Here is a 16,689-nt window from a genome sequence, read left to right as displayed (position 1 = left end):
GTAACTTACTTCAAGGGCACCTCGGTACGGGAGGCCTGGACCAGGTCGTAGATCTCAGCGGGAAAAACGGGCTTGCTGAACAGGTAGCCCTGGCCGTAGTTGCAGCCCAAACCTTGCAGGAACTGCAACTGACGTTCGTCCTCGACGCCCTCGGCCACCACCTCCAGGCCCATACTATGGGCCATGGAGATCACCGCCCGGACGATGGCGGAGTTGACGCCATCGTCCGGCACCCCACGCACGAATCCCTGATCTATTTTCAGCGTATCCACGGGCAGCCGGGTCAGCTGCCCCAGCGACGAGTAACCGCAGCCAAAGTCGTCAATCGCCACCACTGCGCCCATCCTCTGAAGTTCCAGCAACGCCGATACCGCGCGCTCGCCTGACTGCAGCATGGTTTCGGTGACCTCAAACTCAATTGCCCCGGCAGGCATCTCCAAGCCCAATGACTTCAGACAGTCCCGGAACGTCGCAGGTACGTTGCCATAGAGCAGCTGGCGGCCAGACAGGTTGATTGCCACCTTGAGGGGCGTCAACCCCTGATTGAGCCAGAGCCCATATTGCCTGCACGCCGCCCTCAGCACCCAACTGCCAATGTCGTTGATGAGGTTGCTTTCCTCGGCAACGGCAATGAACTGATCGGGCTCCAGCAAACCGCGCTCGGGATGACGCCAGCGAACCAACGCCTCCACCCCGACCACCGACAAGCCGTCCAGCGCCCACTGGGGCTGGTAGTGCAGCTCAAATTCATCGTTCAGCAGCGCCTGACGAAGCGCAGCTTCGGTTTCAAAACGCTCAGTGGCCTGATGGGTCATATCCTCGTTATAGAACTGATAGGTATTGCGTCCCTGAGACTTTGCCCGGTACATCGCTGCATCGGCCGCCCTGGAAAGCTCGCTGGCGCCGCGCCCGTCCCGGGGGAACATGGCAATACCAAGGCTGGCAGTGGTGATGAATTCCTGCCCCTCCAGCACCATGGGCTGGTCCAGCGCCTGAATCAGGTTGTGAGCGATGATCGCCGCATCCTCGCCAGTGGCAATGTGCTCGATCAACACGGTGAATTCGTCGCCGCCGAGACGGGCGACCACATCTTCAGACCTGACGCACCCAAGAATCGCTTCGGCAACCCGCTTCAACAAGCGGTCGCCAACCGCATGCCCCAGGGTGTCGTTCACCAGCTTGAAACGATCCAGGTCCAGGTACAGCAACGCCAGCCCATAGTCATGACGCTTAGCCCGGTCGATGGCCTTGCCCAGGGCAACTCCGAAGGCGCGCCGATTGAGCAATCCGGTGAGCGAATCTTCATTAGCCAGTTGCGCCAACCTGGATTCCGCATCTTTCAGAGTGCTGATGTCGGAAATGATCGAGATGTAGTTTTCAACCTGACCATGAGCGTTCTCGACGGTGGCGATATTTTCCCAGGCGGCATACACCTCGCCGCTTTTCCGACGATTCCATATCTCCCCGGTCCAGCTGCCTTCCGCGTCCAGTGCCCGCCACAGTTTTCGGTAGAAAGCCTGATCGTGATGACCGGACTGCTGAATGCGAGGATTCTTGCCAATCACCTCTTCCCTGGCAAACCCGCTGATCTTGGAAAAGGCAGGGTTCACATCAAGAATCTTGCCATCGCCATCGGTAATGATGATGCCCTCTGCCGTGTTCAGGAACACCGCTTCAGCTCGCAACAGGCCTCTTTCCGTCGCCTTCCGCTCGGAAATATCCCGGAAGAATCCTTGCCACCCACCATCCTTCAGGTAGTGGGAGCTGACTTCCACGGGCAACGTTGTGCCGTCACCACGCTCAATCACAATTTCGGTAACCTGTATGCCATCGTCCTCGTCGACCGCCTCCAAGTCGTCGCGCAACCGGCCCTGACACTGTGCGAGCAGGTCTTCCATCGGCGTCGCCAGCAGCTCGCTCCGCTCCCGACCGAAGATCAGGCAGGCCGCCTTGTTCACATCCTTACAGGTCAGTGCGGCGTCCAGCTGGATGATGCCATCGGGCGCATTGTCCAGCAGCGCCGTGGCATTGGTGTCGCCTCTTTGCAGTGCAACCAGGGCCTGCAACTGGCTGGTACGGACACGGGCAATCAGCAGACTGACAGCCAGCGCCAGCAGCAACATAACCTTGGCCGAACCGGATTTGAGGCTTGCCATAAACTCAGCGGTGAGCCATTCATCCGTAGGCACCTGGCTGACCAAAAACCAGCGCGCGCCCCCGACCGCCGCCGACGGCTCCGTGCCACTGACCGCCAGCAGCGGGTCCAGCGCCCGATAGACGAACGTTTCCCCGCCGGCCTTCACAATGCCGTCCGCCCTGCTGGGGGCCCGCAACTGGGCCCACACCTCTGGGAACAGCTTGCCGAAGTTTGGACCTTGATCCCGCAGGACTCCCCAGCGCAAGCGCTCGTTTTCGCTGAACAACCAGTAGCCGTCATTATTCAGGATCATGGCGCCGCCCGCACTGCCACTCAGCACACCCTGAAACCGCTTGATCAAATGCTCGGCGGAATAATTGAATACCAGAGCGCCCTGGGGCCGGGGTTCATCGCGGAAAATTGGAATCACCAGCCTGAGCGTCGGCCGAAAAGGCCGCTCGATCTGGCCGCCTTCCACCTTCCTGTCAAGGGCCGACAGATAGAACTGCCCCCGCCCCAGCGCCATGCCTTCACGAAAGTAATTCTGATCCGATTTGTCCTGAAGCGCGGCCTGCTCGACAACCACCGGCCCGACGGAGCCAACCTCAAGGCGAACCAGCTCCCTGCCATTGGCTTCCAGAACCCGGGCCTGCTGGTATTCCGGGGCATAACGCAACAACAACAGGAACAGCCTGATCACCTCTTCCCGGTGGGACTGACTAGGCTCTTGGAGAAAGTCTGAAACGGGCTGGCTGGCCGCCAGTTGCTGCAATGGGGAAGGCAAACGCCCGAGCTCATGAGACATCAGGGCGTGGACATGGCCCAGCATGATCGACTCGTGCTGCTCCCGATCACTCACGCTTGAGCGGGCACTCGTGAAGGCCAGGAGCAACCCGGCCAGTGCCGCCAGTAGAAAACTGCCGAGAAAACAGACCGCAAAGCGGAACCCAAACTCCCGAGACTCCGTGGACTGCAAGAGTTCTCCCATTGAGCATACTCCAACACTGTGCCACCACTGCAAAGACCACGAACAACGGCTAAAGAACCACTCGGGAACCTCGGCGGCTGCTCCCCCCCTACAACTATAGACATGCATCCGGTCCCAGGAGGGCAATCACCGAAGAAATAGGCCTAAAACTTAGATTCAGCTACGTTTCAGCGCCCGGAAAGCACCCGCGCCCGATGAGTCCTTTCAGGTCAAAATCGGTCTTGTCAGACTTGGCCGCCGATCCAAACCTGCTAGTATCCTGTAGGCACAAACCGTGATGAAATCAACGCGTGATGACACTACGCGTGACGACAGTACACGTGACGACAATAACAGAAGCAGCATACACATAAGGATGGCTCCATGAACGCGGCAACACAGCTGTCGACCTCTCTGCACTACTTCACTCATTGGGCGAGAAAGAAACCAAGTGAAACCTTTTTGATCCAACCGTTCCCGGACGGTCGCGTCGAGGAGATCACCTGGGGCCAGGCTGCCGATCAGGTGGCGCGCATGGCAACCCACCTGCGCTCGCTGGCGCTCCCTGAGCACAGCAATATAGCGATCCTGGGCAAGAACAGTGCCCACTGGATTCTCGCCGACCTGGCGATCTGGGCGGCAGGGCATGTCTCGGTTCCGCTCTACCCGACGCTGAATGGCGATACCGCCGGCTACATTCTCGAGCACAGTGAGAGCAAGTTACTGTTCCTCGGCAAGATGGATGGCACGGTCGATGGCTGGAATGACATCAAGGGCGTCATCCCCGACAATCTGCCCATCATCTCCCTCCCCATGTCACCGAGAAGCGACACCGAAACCTGGGATGGCATTGTCAAGGCGACCAACCCAGAGGCAATTCAATACCCCTCCCCGGCGGATCTGGCCACCATTGTGTATACCTCAGGTAGCACTGGCAGGCCCAAGGGAGTCATGCACAGTTTCGAAACCATGATTTCCGTGGGTGGTGGCCTCAAGCAGCTGTTCCCCGTAGGCGAAGACGACCGGATGCTCTCGTACTTGCCCCTGGCCCACGTAGCGGAGCGGGCCGCGGTCGAAACCATGTCACTGTTCTATGGCTTCCAGCTCTACTTCGCCAATTCGCTGGACACCTTCCAGGAAGACCTTCAGCGGGCGCGTCCAACGCTCTTCTTCTCGGTTCCGCGGCTGTGGATGAAGTTCTACCTGGCCATCAACGAAAAGCTACCGCCGAAGAAACAGAAGCTTCTGTTCAAGCTCCCGATCCTGAACCGCCTGGTGAAGAAAAAAATCCTGACCCAGCTCGGACTCAACCACTGCCGGGCGGCGCTCACAGGCGCGGCGCCGCTGGCTCCCGAGATTATCGGCTGGTACCGCAACCTGGGTCTTGAGTTGCTGGAAGTGTACGGCATGTCCGAAAACTTTGGTTATTCTCACAGCAACCGTCCCGGAGAAACTCGAGTCGGCACGGTCGGCGTCCCTAACCCTGGCGTCGAGCAACGCCTGGGCGAGGGCGACGAAGTACTGGTTCGCAGCCCCGGCCAGATGATCGGCTATTTCAAAAACCCGGAAAAGACCCAGGAAGACCTCACCGAGGATGGCTTCCTGAAAACCGGTGACATGGGCGAGATCAAGGATGGTTACTTGCGCATCACCGGCCGGGTAAAAGATCTGTTCAAGACCTCAAAGGGCAAGTACGTGGTGCCGGTTCCGATTGAAGGCCGCTTCAATCATCCCAAGGCGGAGGTGGTCTGCGTTGCCGGCGCCAACCAGCCACAGCCCTGCGCCCTGGTGCTGCTGTCCGATGAAGCCCGGGAAGAACTGGCGGCCGGAGCCAGTCACGATGAACTGGAGCAGGAGCTGACCGAGGTGCTTGATCGGGTCAACGCCGAGTGCGAGGCCCACGAAAAACTGGCCTTCCTGGCGGTGGTTAACGAGCCCTGGACGATGGAAAACGGCATGCTGACTCCAACCATGAAAATCAAGCGTAACGTGATCGAGAACCATTACGCCGACCGCATGGGAGCCTGGTACGGTCAACGCAAGAAAGTCATCTGGGAATAATCCCTGAGCGCCTGGAGTCTCCGATGTACGGGGGCTCCATCAATCACCTCGTCAATCACCCCCACAACCGCTACCGCAGCCTCCGGAATCACCGCTGCAGCCGCCCCCACAACCCGAGCCGCAACCGATGTGGCCCGCACAATAGCCATTCGTTCCCGCCTTCTTGCAGTCCAGCTCATACCGAAAGCCATCGGCGATGTTCAGTTGCGCGTCCAACGCAAACAGTAACGGCAATGCCCTGGGTGCTTTCGGTGCGATGTTTTCCCGGTGACAAGCCAGCTTCCATGCAGTCTTGATGCCCTTCTGGGCAACGGTGGGCGAACTCATGGCCTCGGCCGGGGTATGGTGCAGGAAACGACCCAGAGCCTTTTTGCAGAACAGCTCGTACTCGCGGGTATACAGGATGAACTCATGCCAGGCCACATCCACAACCTGGGACGGCATAGCCACCATGCGAGGCCCCGCCAGGTTGCACAAGTGGAAATACTCCCTGAGCCCTGCCATGACCCGCTCAACGCCATTTTCATCCAGGTGGGGATATTTCCCGACCACCTTTTCCGGGATCATCTTGGGGAAAGTGAACGCCTCGATCAGTCGCTGCCGTCGGGCGACGCGCGCACGGTGATACATGCCGTACCCCAACGATCCCATGATGATCAGCACCCCCAGAAAAACGACAAACGCCATCGCTGCAACCTTGCCTTTACCTGCCTTGTGATCGCGACATTAGGCCTTGGGACGGAGCCAGGGCTCAAGCAAAATCCGTAACACGGCGGGCGTTAGGCATCGTGAGTCCAGAAGAAGCTGGCACCCTGCTCCGGTGTGCTGGCCTCCTTTCGCAGCCAGCCAAACAACTCCCGCCCCAATCCATGCCGGTTTTCAGACAACGCTTGTATCGCCGCAGACCGGCGCCGCCATTCGGCTTCCGGTACGTCCACCGTCAGCCGCCCGGCAATGGCGTCGACACACACCCGGTCGCCATCCCGCAGGCGTGAGAGCGGGCCACCCCGGGCCGCCTCGGGGTAGACATGAATGGCCGCCGGCACCTTGCCGGAGGCCCCCGACATGCGGCCATCGGTGACCAGAGCCACGCGGTAGCCGCGGTCCTGGATCACGCCCAAATACGGTGTCAACTTGTGCAGCTCGGGCATACCGTTGGCGTTTGGGCCCTGGAACCGAACCACCACCACACAGTCACGGTCCAGTTCACCAGCCATGAACGCCGCTTCGAGATCATTCTGATCGTGAAAGATGACCGCCGGAGCTTCCACCCGATGATACTCCGGCGCAACTGCCGAGATCTTGATCACCCCCCGGCCCAGATTGCCGCCCAGGACCCGCAGCCCGCCATCCGGTGCAAAGGGGTCATCGGCACCCCGCAGTACTCCGGTATTGCCGCTGCCGTCCGGCACCGGTTGCCACACCAAGCGCTCGCCCTTCAGTACCGGCATCTGGGTATAACGCTCCAGGCCAGGCCCCACCACGGTCTCCACATCGTCATGCAGACAGCCGGCGGATAACAGCTCGCGGATCAGGAACGGGGTGCCACCCGCGTCGTGAAAAGCGTTCACATCCTCCTGCCCGTTGGGATAGATGCGGGTCAACGAGGGAACCACGGCAGACAGTTCCGCGAAATCATCCCAATCAATCAGTATGCCCGCAGCCCGCGCAATCGCCACCCAGTGCATGGTGTGGTTGGTGGAACCGCCAGTGGACAGCAGAGCCACCAAGGCATTGACGATGCTTTTCTCAGTCACCATGTCCGCCAGCCCGAGCTGGCCGCCATTGGGCCGTGACAGCCGGATCACCTGTTCCGTGGCGGCACGGGTGAGTGCATCCCGCAGCGGGGTGTCGGGATTGAAGAACGCGGCGCCCGGCAGATGCAACCCCATCACCTCCACCAGCAACTGATTGCTGTTGGCGGTGCCATAAAAGGTACAGGTACCCGGACTGTGGTACGACTTGCTCTCGGTTTCCAGCAGTTCCTCGCGACCGACCTTGCCTTCCGCATAAAGTTGGCGCACCCGCTGCTTTTCTTTATTGGGCAGCCCAGTGGGCATGGGGCCGGAGGGGATCAAAATGGTAGGCAAGTGCCCAAAACTCAACGCACCGATCAACATTCCCGGCACAATCTTGTCGCAGATTCCCAACAGTACCGTGGCGTCAAACATATTGTGACTCAGGGCCACCGCCGTGCTCATGGCGATGACATCGCGGGAGAACAGACTCAGCTCCATGCCGGGCTGGCCCTGGGTCACCCCATCACACATCGCAGGGGTGCCACCGGCGAACTGGGCAACTGATCCCATACCATGGGCCGCAGCCCGGACCAGATCGGGAAACCGATGGTACGGCTGGTGCGCAGACAGCATGTCGTTGTAGGCGGAGACAATGGCCACGTTGGCCTTATTCATGAACTTGAGCGTGTCCTTGTCGCCAGACTGGCAGGCGGCAAAACCATGGGCGAGGTTGCCACAGGACAGACGACTGCGCTGAGGCGATTGCTGCCTCATGGCCTCCATTCGGCCAAGATAGTCGCGGCGAGCACCACGGCTCCGATCCACGATACGCTGAGTTACCCGTTCCACCGTTGGATGCATGCACTTGCCTCCCCATCATCCATCTTCAAGTTTGCACTCGGCATTAAACGTAGGATTTACTTCTTTTGATCATCCTAACACGGATGTCATCCTTACAAGGCCCACCAAGATTGTTATAATTACTACATAACGCCACTACTTCGTGGAGAGGCATCATGACCATTCGCATCGCAATTAACGGCTTTGGGCGAATTGGTCGCAACGTACTGCGTGCGCTGTATGAAAACCATTACCGCGACCGGATTCAGGTGGTTGCGATCAACGACCTCGGCAGCCCCGAGGGGCATGCCCACCTTTTCAAATACGACAGTGTCCACGGCCAGTTCCCCGGTATCGTCAGCTACGACGCCGAATCCATTTCGGTGAATGGCGATCACATTGCCGTCACCACCATCAGCCAGCCTGCAGAGCTGCCGTGGCGCAGCTTCCATATCGATGCGGTGCTGGAGTGCAGCGGCCGCTTCACCAGCGCCGACAAGGCGCGGGGGCATCTAGTGGCAGGAGCCCGTAAAGTCATCATCTCCGCGCCAGCCTCCGAGGTCGATGCCACGGTGGTCTACGGCGTAAACCACGATCAACTGCGCCGGAATCACCAGATCATTTCCTGCGCGTCATGCACCACCAACTGCCTCGCACCGGTGGTTAAGGCCCTGCACGAGAGCGTTGGCATTGAAAGCGGCCTGATGACCACCATTCATGCCTATACCCATGACCAGGCACTGACGGATGCCTACAGCGGCGACCTATACCGGGCCCGAGCGGCTGCGCAGTCCATGGTTCCCACGCGCACCGGCGCCGCGGGCGCGATTGGCCGGGTGATCCCTGAACTGGCCGGCAAACTGGACGGCCTGGCGGTGCGGGTTCCTACCCTCAACGTGTCACTGGTGGACCTGAGTGTGGTGGTCTGCCGGGAAACCGATGCCTCCGAGCTTAACCAGATCATGAAACAGGCAGCCCAACAATCCCCGGTACTGGGCTATAACGAGGACAAACTGGTGAGTGTCGACTTTAATCACAATGCGCTGTCTGCCATCTTCGATGCGAACCACACTCACGTACTGGGCCGTCACGCGAAAGTCATGGCCTGGTACGACAATGAGTGGGGATTCTCCAATCGTATGCTGGACAATACCCTGGCGCTGATGAATGCCAGCCACTGAAGGAGCTCCCCCATCCAGCCTACTCCCGCACTGCCCGGCCAAGTCTGCCAGAATGTGTTTCAATATCCATACCCAAACCCAAACCCAAACTCGATAAGGATGCGTCTATGCTGAGGCGAACCAAGATCGTCGCCACCCTGGGTCCGGCAACGGACTCCCCCGAAGCGCTCTCCGCCATCATCAAGGCCGGCGTCGATGTCGCCCGCCTGAACTTTTCCCATGGCAGCGCCGCCGAGCACCTTAAGCGGGCACAGCAGGTCCGCGAATCAGCGCGCGCTCAAGGTCGCTATACCGCGATACTTGCCGACCTCCAGGGCCCAAAACTGCGAATTGCGCGCTTTCAGGACAATAAGGTGACGCTCAGGAGCGGGCAGACCTTCGTTCTGGACGCCGCCATGGACAAAGCTGCCGGAGACAGCTCCCGGGTAGGCATTGACTACGAGCAGCTGATCCAGGATGTCGCGCCAGGCGATATTTTGGTGCTGGACGACGGCCGTATAGAAATGCAGGTGACGGCGGTAGACGATTGCAGCATCACCTCCACCGTTCTCATTGGCGGCCCACTCTCCAACAACAAGGGCCTGAACAAGCGTGGCGGCGGGCTCTCAGCGGAAGCACTGACGGAGAAAGACAAGCAAGACATCCGCACGGCCGCCCAGCTCGACGCCGATTACGTTGCGGTTTCATTTGTACGCACCGCCGAGGACTTGCACACCGCGCGGGCACTGCTACGGGAGGCAGGCTCGGAGGCCGGGCTGGTAGCCAAAATCGAACGGGCCGAACTGGCTCACAACGATGCCGCCCTCGATGACGTCATCCAGGCCTCGGATGCCGTGATGGTGGCCCGTGGCGATCTGGCGGTGGAGATCGGCGATGCCGAGCTGGTCGGCGTTCAGAAGCACATCATTGCTCGGGCCCGCGCCCTGAACAAGGTGGTCATCACCGCCACCCAAATGATGGAGTCGATGATCGAAAACCCCATGCCCACTCGCGCCGAGGTGTCCGATGTGGCGAATGCCGTGATGGACTACACCGATGCCGTGATGCTATCGGCCGAAACCGCCGTGGGTGATTATCCCAGAGAGGCCGTGGAAGCGATGGTACGGATCTGCCTGGGCGCGGAAAAACACCCGTCCATGGCGCAATCCAAACATCGCCTGAACGAAACCATGAGCCGGGTGGATGAAGCGATTGCCCTGTCCGCCATGTACGCGGCCAATCACCTCGACGGCATTTCCGCGCTCGTGTGCATGACTGAAACCGGTGCAACGCCCCTGCTGATGTCGCGAATCAAGTCGAGCCTGCCAATATTCGCCTTCTCCCGCCACCCCAGCACGCAGCACCGGGTTTCCCTGTATCGCGGCGTACAGACCGTACCGTTCGATACCACCGAAATTCCCAACCATGAGACCAACGCCCGCGCTGTCGCCAGGCTGGTGGAGCTTGGCATCGTGCAGGAGGGAGATCGAGTGATCATCACCAAGGGCGATTACGCAGACGCCCAAGGCGGCACCAACTCGATGAAAATCGTCCAGGTGGGTCAGGAAATCCGCTAACCCAGCGGCACCATCAGGCCCACCTGCGCAGGGCGGCCAGGCTGTCGCGGGCTATCGCTGAAATGGTCGGCCATTCGCCAGCCGCGACCGCCTCGCTCGGGGTCAGCCAGGTACCGCCAACGCCAAGAACATTATCGAGCGCCAGATAATCGCCGGCGGTGTCCAGCCGAACCCCACCGGTAGGGCAGAAACTGGCGTCCGGGAAGGGCCCGGCAATCGCCTGCAGGGCGGCCGGCCCACCGGCCACGGCAGCAGGAAAAAACTTGAACTCCCGATACCCCAGGTTGTAGCCCAACATCAGCTCGGACACCGTGGCGACACCGGGCAGCAACGGAACGCTTGAGGTGAGGCCAAACTCCAACAATGGCTCCGTGATCCCCGGCGTCACCACGAACTGGGCGCCGGCAGACTCCACGGCGCGGTACTGAGCCGGAGTCACCACGGTGCCAGCCCCAACCCATATATCGGGCAAGGCCGCCCGCAACAACTCAATGGCCGCCAGGCCGTGCTCGGTGCGCAGTGTGATTTCCAGCGCACGAATACCACCTTCCACCAATGCCCGACACAAGGGCAGCACATGATCTGGGTGTTCAATGGCAATCACCGGCATCAGCGGGCAGGCGCCAAATACGGCATGAATTCGGTTACGATGGTCTTCGGACAGTTGCTGCATGCACGCCTCCAGCTCGGCTTATCAAGCACTCCAGTAAACAACCAGACCCAGCCGGAGAAACACCCTGATTGGCATCTCCGCCACGTCATCGAGCTGATCGCACGCCAGCTTCAAGGTTTCGGCCTTGTCCATCCCCCGCAGGTGCAACGCTTTGTACCTTGCCCCCGCCAAGGCGCGCAAGCTCAGCGACACCCGGGCATGGGGCTGGGACGGCGGCGTCAAGGTCACCACATGGTTGGGCCGCTTCACATCCATCGCCTGGTACAGTTCAGGCGCATCGGGAAACAGTGAGGCAGTGTGGCCATCATTACCCATACCCAGCACCAACGCGGTCAGTGGCCACTCAATTGCGGCCAAGGCCTGATCGGCGTCGGCGCTGGCATCGACCGGAGACATGCCGGCGCGCCAGAACGACAGAAAATTGGCCGCTGCGGCCGGCCCCTGGATCAGGTAACGCTTGACCAGGGCCGCGTTACTGGCCGGATGGGTCTCCTCCACCCAACGCTCATCAGCCAGGACGACGTCAACCCGCGCCCACTCAATCGGTTTTCGTGCCAGCAATTCAAAGAAGGCAACCGGCGTACGTCCACCCGATACCGCCAGACTGGCCCTTCCTGGTTGCCGTAACCGGTTCGCCAATACGCCTGCCACCTTCTCGGCCAACATACTGGCGACAGTGTGGGCATCCTCGGCGGTGACAACATCCACCCCTTCCGGCACATTAATATCCAGCGTCTTCATACCAGCTCCTGCCATCCCTTGTTATCAGAGCAATCGATGCCACCGGTCCCCAAGTCCCCGCGGCATACCGTTTCAGCGGCGCGCCCCGCCCATTCCAGTTGGCGATGATGCCGTCAACCCAGCGCCAGGCATATTCAACTTCGTCACGCCGGACGAACAGATACTGATTCCCTTTCATCACTTCCCATAGCAGGCGTTCATAGGCATCGGGAATCCGCTCGGTTTCAAAGGCTTCTGAAAAGGTCAGCTCCAGCGGTCCTTGGCGCAATCGCATGCCCTTATCCAGCCCCTGGTCTTTATTAAGAATCTGGAGCGTCATCCCCTCGTCCGGCTGAAGACGAATGATCAGCCGGTTATGGGCAAGGTGCTTCTGATCCAGATCGAAGATGTAGTGCGGTGCAGGCTTGAAGTGAATGACGATCTGCGAGAGTTTTTCCGGCAACCGTTTGCCGGTGCGGATATAGAACGGCACCCCCACCCAACGCCAGTTCTCGATTTCAACCTTCAGCGCCACGAAGGTTTCAGTGCTGCTGCTTCGGTTGGCCCCCTCCTCTTCCAGATACGCCGGCACAGCCCGCCCAGAACTTGCGCCAGCACTGTACTGACCGCGGACCAGGTGGGTTTCCATGATGTCCGGCGTGATCGGTCGCAAGGCCTTCAGCACCTTAACCTTTTCATCCCGGATACTGTCCGCGGACAAATCGGCCGGTGGATCCATGGCGATCAGACACAACAACTGAAGCAGGTGGTTCTGAATCATGTCGCGGACCTGACCGGCCTGATCGAAGTACCCCCACCGCCCCTCAATGCCAACACTTTCCGCCACGGTAATTTCAACGTGGGAGATGTGATTCTGGTCCCACTGGGAGGAAAACAGGTTGTTGGCGAACCGCAAGGCGATCAGGTTCTGGACGGTTTCCTTGCCCAGATAGTGATCAATGCGGAACAACTGGTCTTCGTTGAACACTTCCGCCAGCTGATCGTTGATATTCCGGGACGACTTCAGGTCATGGCCTATGGGTTTTTCCACGACCACCCGGGTCTGGGCGGTACAGCAGTCGGCGGTACGCAGATTACGGGCTATCAACCCGTACATGTCCGGTGGCGTCGCCAAATAGACGATCAGCACATTGCCACTGTCCTGGCGCCACTGCCGCAATGCTTCGAAGTCGTCAGCGTCGCTGAAATCCAGCCGGCAGTACTCCAAACGGCTGAGGAATTGCTTCAGCGTAGCTGCCTCCAGCTCCCGCTCAGGAATGGACTCTCTCAGGTGTTGGGAAACCTGGTTGCGAACCTCGGCTGTGGTCGTCTGCCGCCGGGCCAGAGCCAATATCCGGCTGTCCCGCGACAGCAATCCGGAACGCTCAAGCTGGTATAGTGCGGGGAACAGCTTGCGACGGGCCAAATCCCCCAAGGCACCGAAAATCATCAGATCACTGCACGTCTTTACGTGGTCTTCCATGAGGCTCTCGCTCGCCTTCGACACCGGACAACTTCGCCCTCGACTCCCCACAACACCCGAATCGGCCCTGGCGGTTTACTGAAGCGTCCTGCCATGGTCATGTAGTAATTTTATCTAAATAATGACACTACAAACGGTTATTGCCAATTCCAAAGGCCGAATGTGACAACTTTACTACCGCATCCCAGGCCGAAAGAGGCTATAATCCGCCGAACGAACGACCGATAGTACCAGGGAGCCTGCAACGCCGCAGGACAACCACAACTCGGAGAGCAAGCGAATGTCAGCGCCCCATACGCGCCGAGATGAGAACCTGCTGGAAGATATCCAGGACCGGCTGGACTCGCTCAACAAGTCGGAACGCAAGGTCGCCGAGGCCATACTCCGCGATCCGTCCGCGGCCACTCGCTACAGCATCGCCGCCCTGGCTCGCTCCGCCAACGTGAGCGAGCCGACCGTGAACCGCTTCTGCCGTGGCTTTTCCGCGTCGGGCTTTCCCGACTTCAAGATCCGTCTGGCCCAGAGCATCGCCACTGGCACGCCCTACATTGGCCAGAACATCGAGCCCGATGATACCGTGGCCGAATTTGCCGATAAGGTCATGCTGACCACCATGGCCAATCTCGACAAGGCCCGGCAAGCCCTGAACCCGAAGGACCTTGCGACGGCCATCGATTACCTGATCCAGGCCAAGCAGATCAACTTCTTCGGGATGGGGGGCTCGGCCCCGGTCGCCTTGGATGCCCAACACAAGTTTTTTCGCTTTAACATTCCGGTGATGTGCTACGACGACGCGCTGATGCAACGAATGGTCGCTGCCGGCAGTGGCACCGGCGACGTCATCGTGATGATTTCCTACACCGGCAGAACCAAAGAGTCGATCGAAATCGCCCGGGACGCCCGCAACAATGGCGCCACCGTCATCGGAATTACAACGCCAGCCTCGCCACTGGCGGAAGTTTGCACGGTGGTGCTGGGCGTGACCGCCTCGGAAGACACCGAAGTGTACATGCCCATGGCTTCGCGAATTATCCATCTGTCGATTATCGACATCCTCGCTACCGGTGTGACCCTCAAGCGTGGCGAGGATTTTCGTGATCACCTGAAGAAGATCAAGGACAGCCTGAAAGCCACCCGACTGCCACCGGTCTGACAACTCGCTCGCCAACGACAAAAAAAGCCCGGGGCATTTCGCCACCGGGCTTTTTGTAGGCTAGCCTGAATGCTGGAATCAGGGCCGCTCGACCTCTGCCTGCTCACGCAGGTACTGTTGGTAGGCCGTGTATTCACGCTGGCCCTGAAGGGTCGCCATGAAACGACGGAGTTGGGTAACCTCCTCACTCTCGCGATCCACTTCGCCCTCGCCGACCTTGTCCAGGGCGATGACCACTAGGTCGCCAGCAGCCATAGCGTGACCGTACACCGGCGCATCGGCCTGGGGCTTGGGCATGGCAAAAACGGCACTAAGTACCGCCGGGTTCAAGCCGGCACTGTTACGCCCCTGTTCGGAATAGCTCTGCCATTGAGCGGACACCGACTCAATCTCGGCGAGGTCCTGCCCGGCTTCCAGCGCCGCCACAACAGCTTGCGCCTCAGCCTGCAACACCTTGCGGATTTCCTGTTCAGTCAAGGCTGCACGAATGTCACCCAAGACCTCCTCCAACGGCAGCTGACGGGCTGGAAAATGCTCTTTGACCCGAGCCACGATGGAGACGTTGTCGCCAACGTCGATCACTTCGGTATTGTAGCCGCCCTTCAGCACATCCTCAGAGTATACCTGGCGAACCAGGCCGGCGTGATCAAACGGCGCGCTAGCACCCTCTCGGCTCAGACCGTTGCGCTCGTGAATCTCCAGCCCCAGGGCCACTGCAGGCTCGGCCAGATTATCGGACTCATAGGCAATGTTGGACAGCTCGGTACGTGCCGCCGCATAAGCCTCATCAGCCTTGGTCATTGCCAGCTCGTTTCTCAGCTCTGCTTCCAGCTCGCTCAGGGACGGCACCTCAGTCTCACGCACCTCCAACAGCTTGATCAAGTGAGTTCCGTAGGGCGTGATCACCGGCTCGGACACCTCACCGATCTCCAAGGCAAACATCGTCTCTTCGAAGGCCGAATCGAACATATTACGCCCTGCAAAGCCCAGATCGCCGCCATCGGCGGCGGTTGCCACATCGGCGGAGTAGGATTCGGCGAGCGCAGCGAACGCTTCGCCCTCAGCCAGTTTCTGCTGGATTTCGGCGATCTTTTCGTCTGCGTCGTCGCCCTGCTCGATCAGGATATGAGCGGTACGACGCTCTTCATCCGCCAATTCATCGGCACGGCTCGCATACAGGGCTTCCACTTCCTCCTGGGTCACGCTGGCCGGGTCCGCCAATGATTCGAGGCTGAGTGCTATGTACTGTACGTCCACCGTCTCAGGGCGCATGAACAGCGCAGCGTTGGATTCGTAATACTCGGCGATCGCCTCCGCCGACACCGACACCTTGTCAGCCACATCACCGGAGGACAGGGTTACAGTGCGGAAATCCCGGGTCTGGTTCTGCAAACTCAGCAGCTTTTCGGCACCGGCCTCAGCCACAAAGCCACTCTGACTCACACCAGAGCGGATTTGATTGATGACATACTGCTTGCGCATGGCTTCGCGGAACTCGGCGACGCCCATTCCCAGGTTACGCACGGTAGATACGAAACGGTCTCGGTTGAACTGGCCATTCACCTGGAACTGCGGCATCTGGGTGATCAGGGCGTCGACATCGGCGTCGGACAGCGCCAGCCCCTGCTCAGCGGCATCCTGGGTGAGGACTCGCTCCTGAATCAACAACTCCAATACTTCCCGACGAATCTGCTCGTCATCCAGCAACGTAGGGTCTGGCCGATCCATCTGCGCAAGTCGTCGCTGGCTCTCGATCTGAACGATACGCAGGAATTCGCGCTCGGAGATGTCTTCGCCATTCACCGTGGCGACTTCGGGCTCCCCCGAAAAGCCGCCGATGATGGCGTCCATACCCCAAATGGAGAGCGAAACTATCAATACAGCAATGATGATTTTGGCAATGGTGCCTTGGGCATTATCCCGAATATTCTGAAGCATGTTCCTCCCGGACCGCCAAGCCTGTCTGCACCCACTTGGGCCAGAGTATGCCAGCGTCAGGCCTCTGTTCCGTGTCGTCTGATATCTCAGATGGTCCCGCATCCTGCCCAACTAAGTCGGGCGTTCCCGGGCTCTGAACGTAAAAAGGCGCACCCTGATCGGAATGCGCCTCCTTTTAATTCGGAGTGACGTCCGACGAAAGTGTCAGCGTCACCCCTGGCAACGCCAATCATCCGGCGCC

11 protein-coding genes are annotated in these 16,689 nt (G+C 59.7%); 4 read left to right on the top strand and 7 right to left on the bottom strand.

Annotated features, from left to right (window positions below; translation table 11 throughout):
* Positions 1-5: 5 nt before the first annotated feature.
* On the bottom strand, positions 6-3,125 hold the full coding sequence (locus N6L25_RS13110) for a bifunctional diguanylate cyclase/phosphodiesterase (RefSeq protein WP_271981083.1): 3,120 nt from the start codon (positions 3,123-3,125) through the stop codon (positions 6-8).
* Between the two features lie 363 nt (positions 3,126-3,488).
* On the opposite strand from N6L25_RS13110, the gene N6L25_RS13105 reads away from it, so the two are divergent.
* Positions 3,489-5,165, top strand: a complete 1,677-nt coding sequence (locus tag N6L25_RS13105) for an AMP-binding protein (protein WP_271981081.1) — start codon at positions 3,489-3,491, stop codon at positions 5,163-5,165.
* A gap of 51 nt (positions 5,166-5,216) precedes the next feature.
* On the opposite strand, the gene N6L25_RS13100 is transcribed toward N6L25_RS13105, so the two are convergent.
* Together N6L25_RS13100 and edd are read right to left on the bottom strand one after the other, a co-directional pair.
* Positions 5,217-5,852: a glycine-rich domain-containing protein gene (locus N6L25_RS13100; RefSeq protein ID WP_271981078.1), complete on the bottom strand. Its 636-nt coding sequence runs from the start codon at positions 5,850-5,852 to the stop codon at positions 5,217-5,219.
* A 92-nt stretch (positions 5,853-5,944) separates the two neighbouring features.
* A complete protein-coding gene (edd, locus tag N6L25_RS13095; RefSeq protein ID WP_271981076.1) occupies positions 5,945-7,765 on the bottom strand; it encodes a phosphogluconate dehydratase in 1,821 nt (606 codons plus the stop codon).
* A gap of 155 nt (positions 7,766-7,920) precedes the next feature.
* Between edd and gap the strand changes: the two genes are divergently transcribed.
* Entirely contained in the window at positions 7,921-8,925 is a 1,005-nt protein-coding gene (gap, locus tag N6L25_RS13090) for a type I glyceraldehyde-3-phosphate dehydrogenase (protein WP_271981074.1), read from the top strand.
* Between the two features lie 107 nt (positions 8,926-9,032).
* Positions 9,033-10,481, top strand: coding sequence for a pyruvate kinase (gene pyk / locus N6L25_RS13085; RefSeq protein WP_271981071.1), 1,449 nt, complete (start codon positions 9,033-9,035; stop codon positions 10,479-10,481).
* Positions 10,482-10,494: 13 nt separating this feature from the next.
* Here the strand turns inward: pyk and eda are convergent, their stop codons facing one another.
* Genes eda through zwf form a run of 3 tightly spaced genes read right to left on the bottom strand, consistent with a single transcriptional unit; the run spans position 10,495 to position 13,357 of the window.
* Entirely contained in the window at positions 10,495-11,154 is a 660-nt protein-coding gene (gene eda / locus N6L25_RS13080) for a bifunctional 4-hydroxy-2-oxoglutarate aldolase/2-dehydro-3-deoxy-phosphogluconate aldolase (RefSeq protein WP_271981069.1), read from the bottom strand.
* A gap of 21 nt (positions 11,155-11,175) precedes the next feature.
* Complete coding sequence (gene pgl / locus N6L25_RS13075) at positions 11,176-11,895, bottom strand: 6-phosphogluconolactonase (protein ID WP_271981067.1); 720 nt, start codon at positions 11,893-11,895, stop codon at positions 11,176-11,178.
* Entirely contained in the window at positions 11,876-13,357 is a 1,482-nt protein-coding gene (gene zwf, locus N6L25_RS13070; RefSeq protein ID WP_271981065.1) for a glucose-6-phosphate dehydrogenase, read from the bottom strand. The genes pgl and zwf overlap by 20 nt, the downstream gene beginning before the upstream one ends.
* Before the next feature lie 280 nt (positions 13,358-13,637).
* Here zwf and hexR point away from each other — a divergent pair, with 280 nt between their 5' ends.
* A complete protein-coding gene (hexR, locus tag N6L25_RS13065; protein WP_271981063.1) occupies positions 13,638-14,510 on the top strand; it encodes a transcriptional regulator HexR in 873 nt (290 codons plus the stop codon).
* Positions 14,511-14,588: 78 nt separating this feature from the next.
* On the opposite strand, the gene N6L25_RS13060 is transcribed toward hexR, so the two are convergent.
* The gene (locus N6L25_RS13060; RefSeq protein WP_271981061.1) at positions 14,589-16,448 is read right to left on the bottom strand and encodes a SurA N-terminal domain-containing protein; all 1,860 of its coding nucleotides are present in this window, start codon (positions 16,446-16,448) and stop codon (positions 14,589-14,591) included.
* Positions 16,449-16,689 lie beyond the last annotated feature (241 nt).

Origin of the sequence: Marinobacter sp. SS21, assembly GCF_028369065.1 — a bacterium.
Lineage (GTDB): Bacteria > Pseudomonadota > Gammaproteobacteria > Pseudomonadales > Oleiphilaceae > Marinobacter.
Note: the sequence above shows the minus strand (reverse complement) of the source record. Positions and strands in the feature narration are given on the sequence as shown.

What these genes read in the sequence shown, in the direction of transcription:
- N6L25_RS13110 (WP_271981083.1), bottom strand. Translation starts at nt 3,125, where the DNA reads ATGGGAGAACTCTTGCAGTCCACGGAGTCTCGGGAGTTTGGGTTCCGC.
- N6L25_RS13105 (WP_271981081.1), top strand. Translation starts at nt 3,489, where the DNA reads ATGAACGCGGCAACACAGCTGTCGACCTCTCTGCACTACTTCACTCAT.
- N6L25_RS13100 (WP_271981078.1), bottom strand. Translation starts at nt 5,852, where the DNA reads ATGGCGTTTGTCGTTTTTCTGGGGGTGCTGATCATCATGGGATCGTTG.
- edd (WP_271981076.1), bottom strand. Translation starts at nt 7,765, where the DNA reads ATGCATCCAACGGTGGAACGGGTAACTCAGCGTATCGTGGATCGGAGC.
- gap (WP_271981074.1), top strand. Translation starts at nt 7,921, where the DNA reads ATGACCATTCGCATCGCAATTAACGGCTTTGGGCGAATTGGTCGCAAC.
- pyk (WP_271981071.1), top strand. Translation starts at nt 9,033, where the DNA reads ATGCTGAGGCGAACCAAGATCGTCGCCACCCTGGGTCCGGCAACGGAC.
- eda (WP_271981069.1), bottom strand. Translation starts at nt 11,154, where the DNA reads ATGCAGCAACTGTCCGAAGACCATCGTAACCGAATTCATGCCGTATTT.
- pgl (WP_271981067.1), bottom strand. Translation starts at nt 11,895, where the DNA reads ATGAAGACGCTGGATATTAATGTGCCGGAAGGGGTGGATGTTGTCACC.
- zwf (WP_271981065.1), bottom strand. Translation starts at nt 13,357, where the DNA reads ATGGAAGACCACGTAAAGACGTGCAGTGATCTGATGATTTTCGGTGCC.
- hexR (WP_271981063.1), top strand. Translation starts at nt 13,638, where the DNA reads ATGTCAGCGCCCCATACGCGCCGAGATGAGAACCTGCTGGAAGATATC.
- N6L25_RS13060 (WP_271981061.1), bottom strand. Translation starts at nt 16,448, where the DNA reads ATGCTTCAGAATATTCGGGATAATGCCCAAGGCACCATTGCCAAAATC.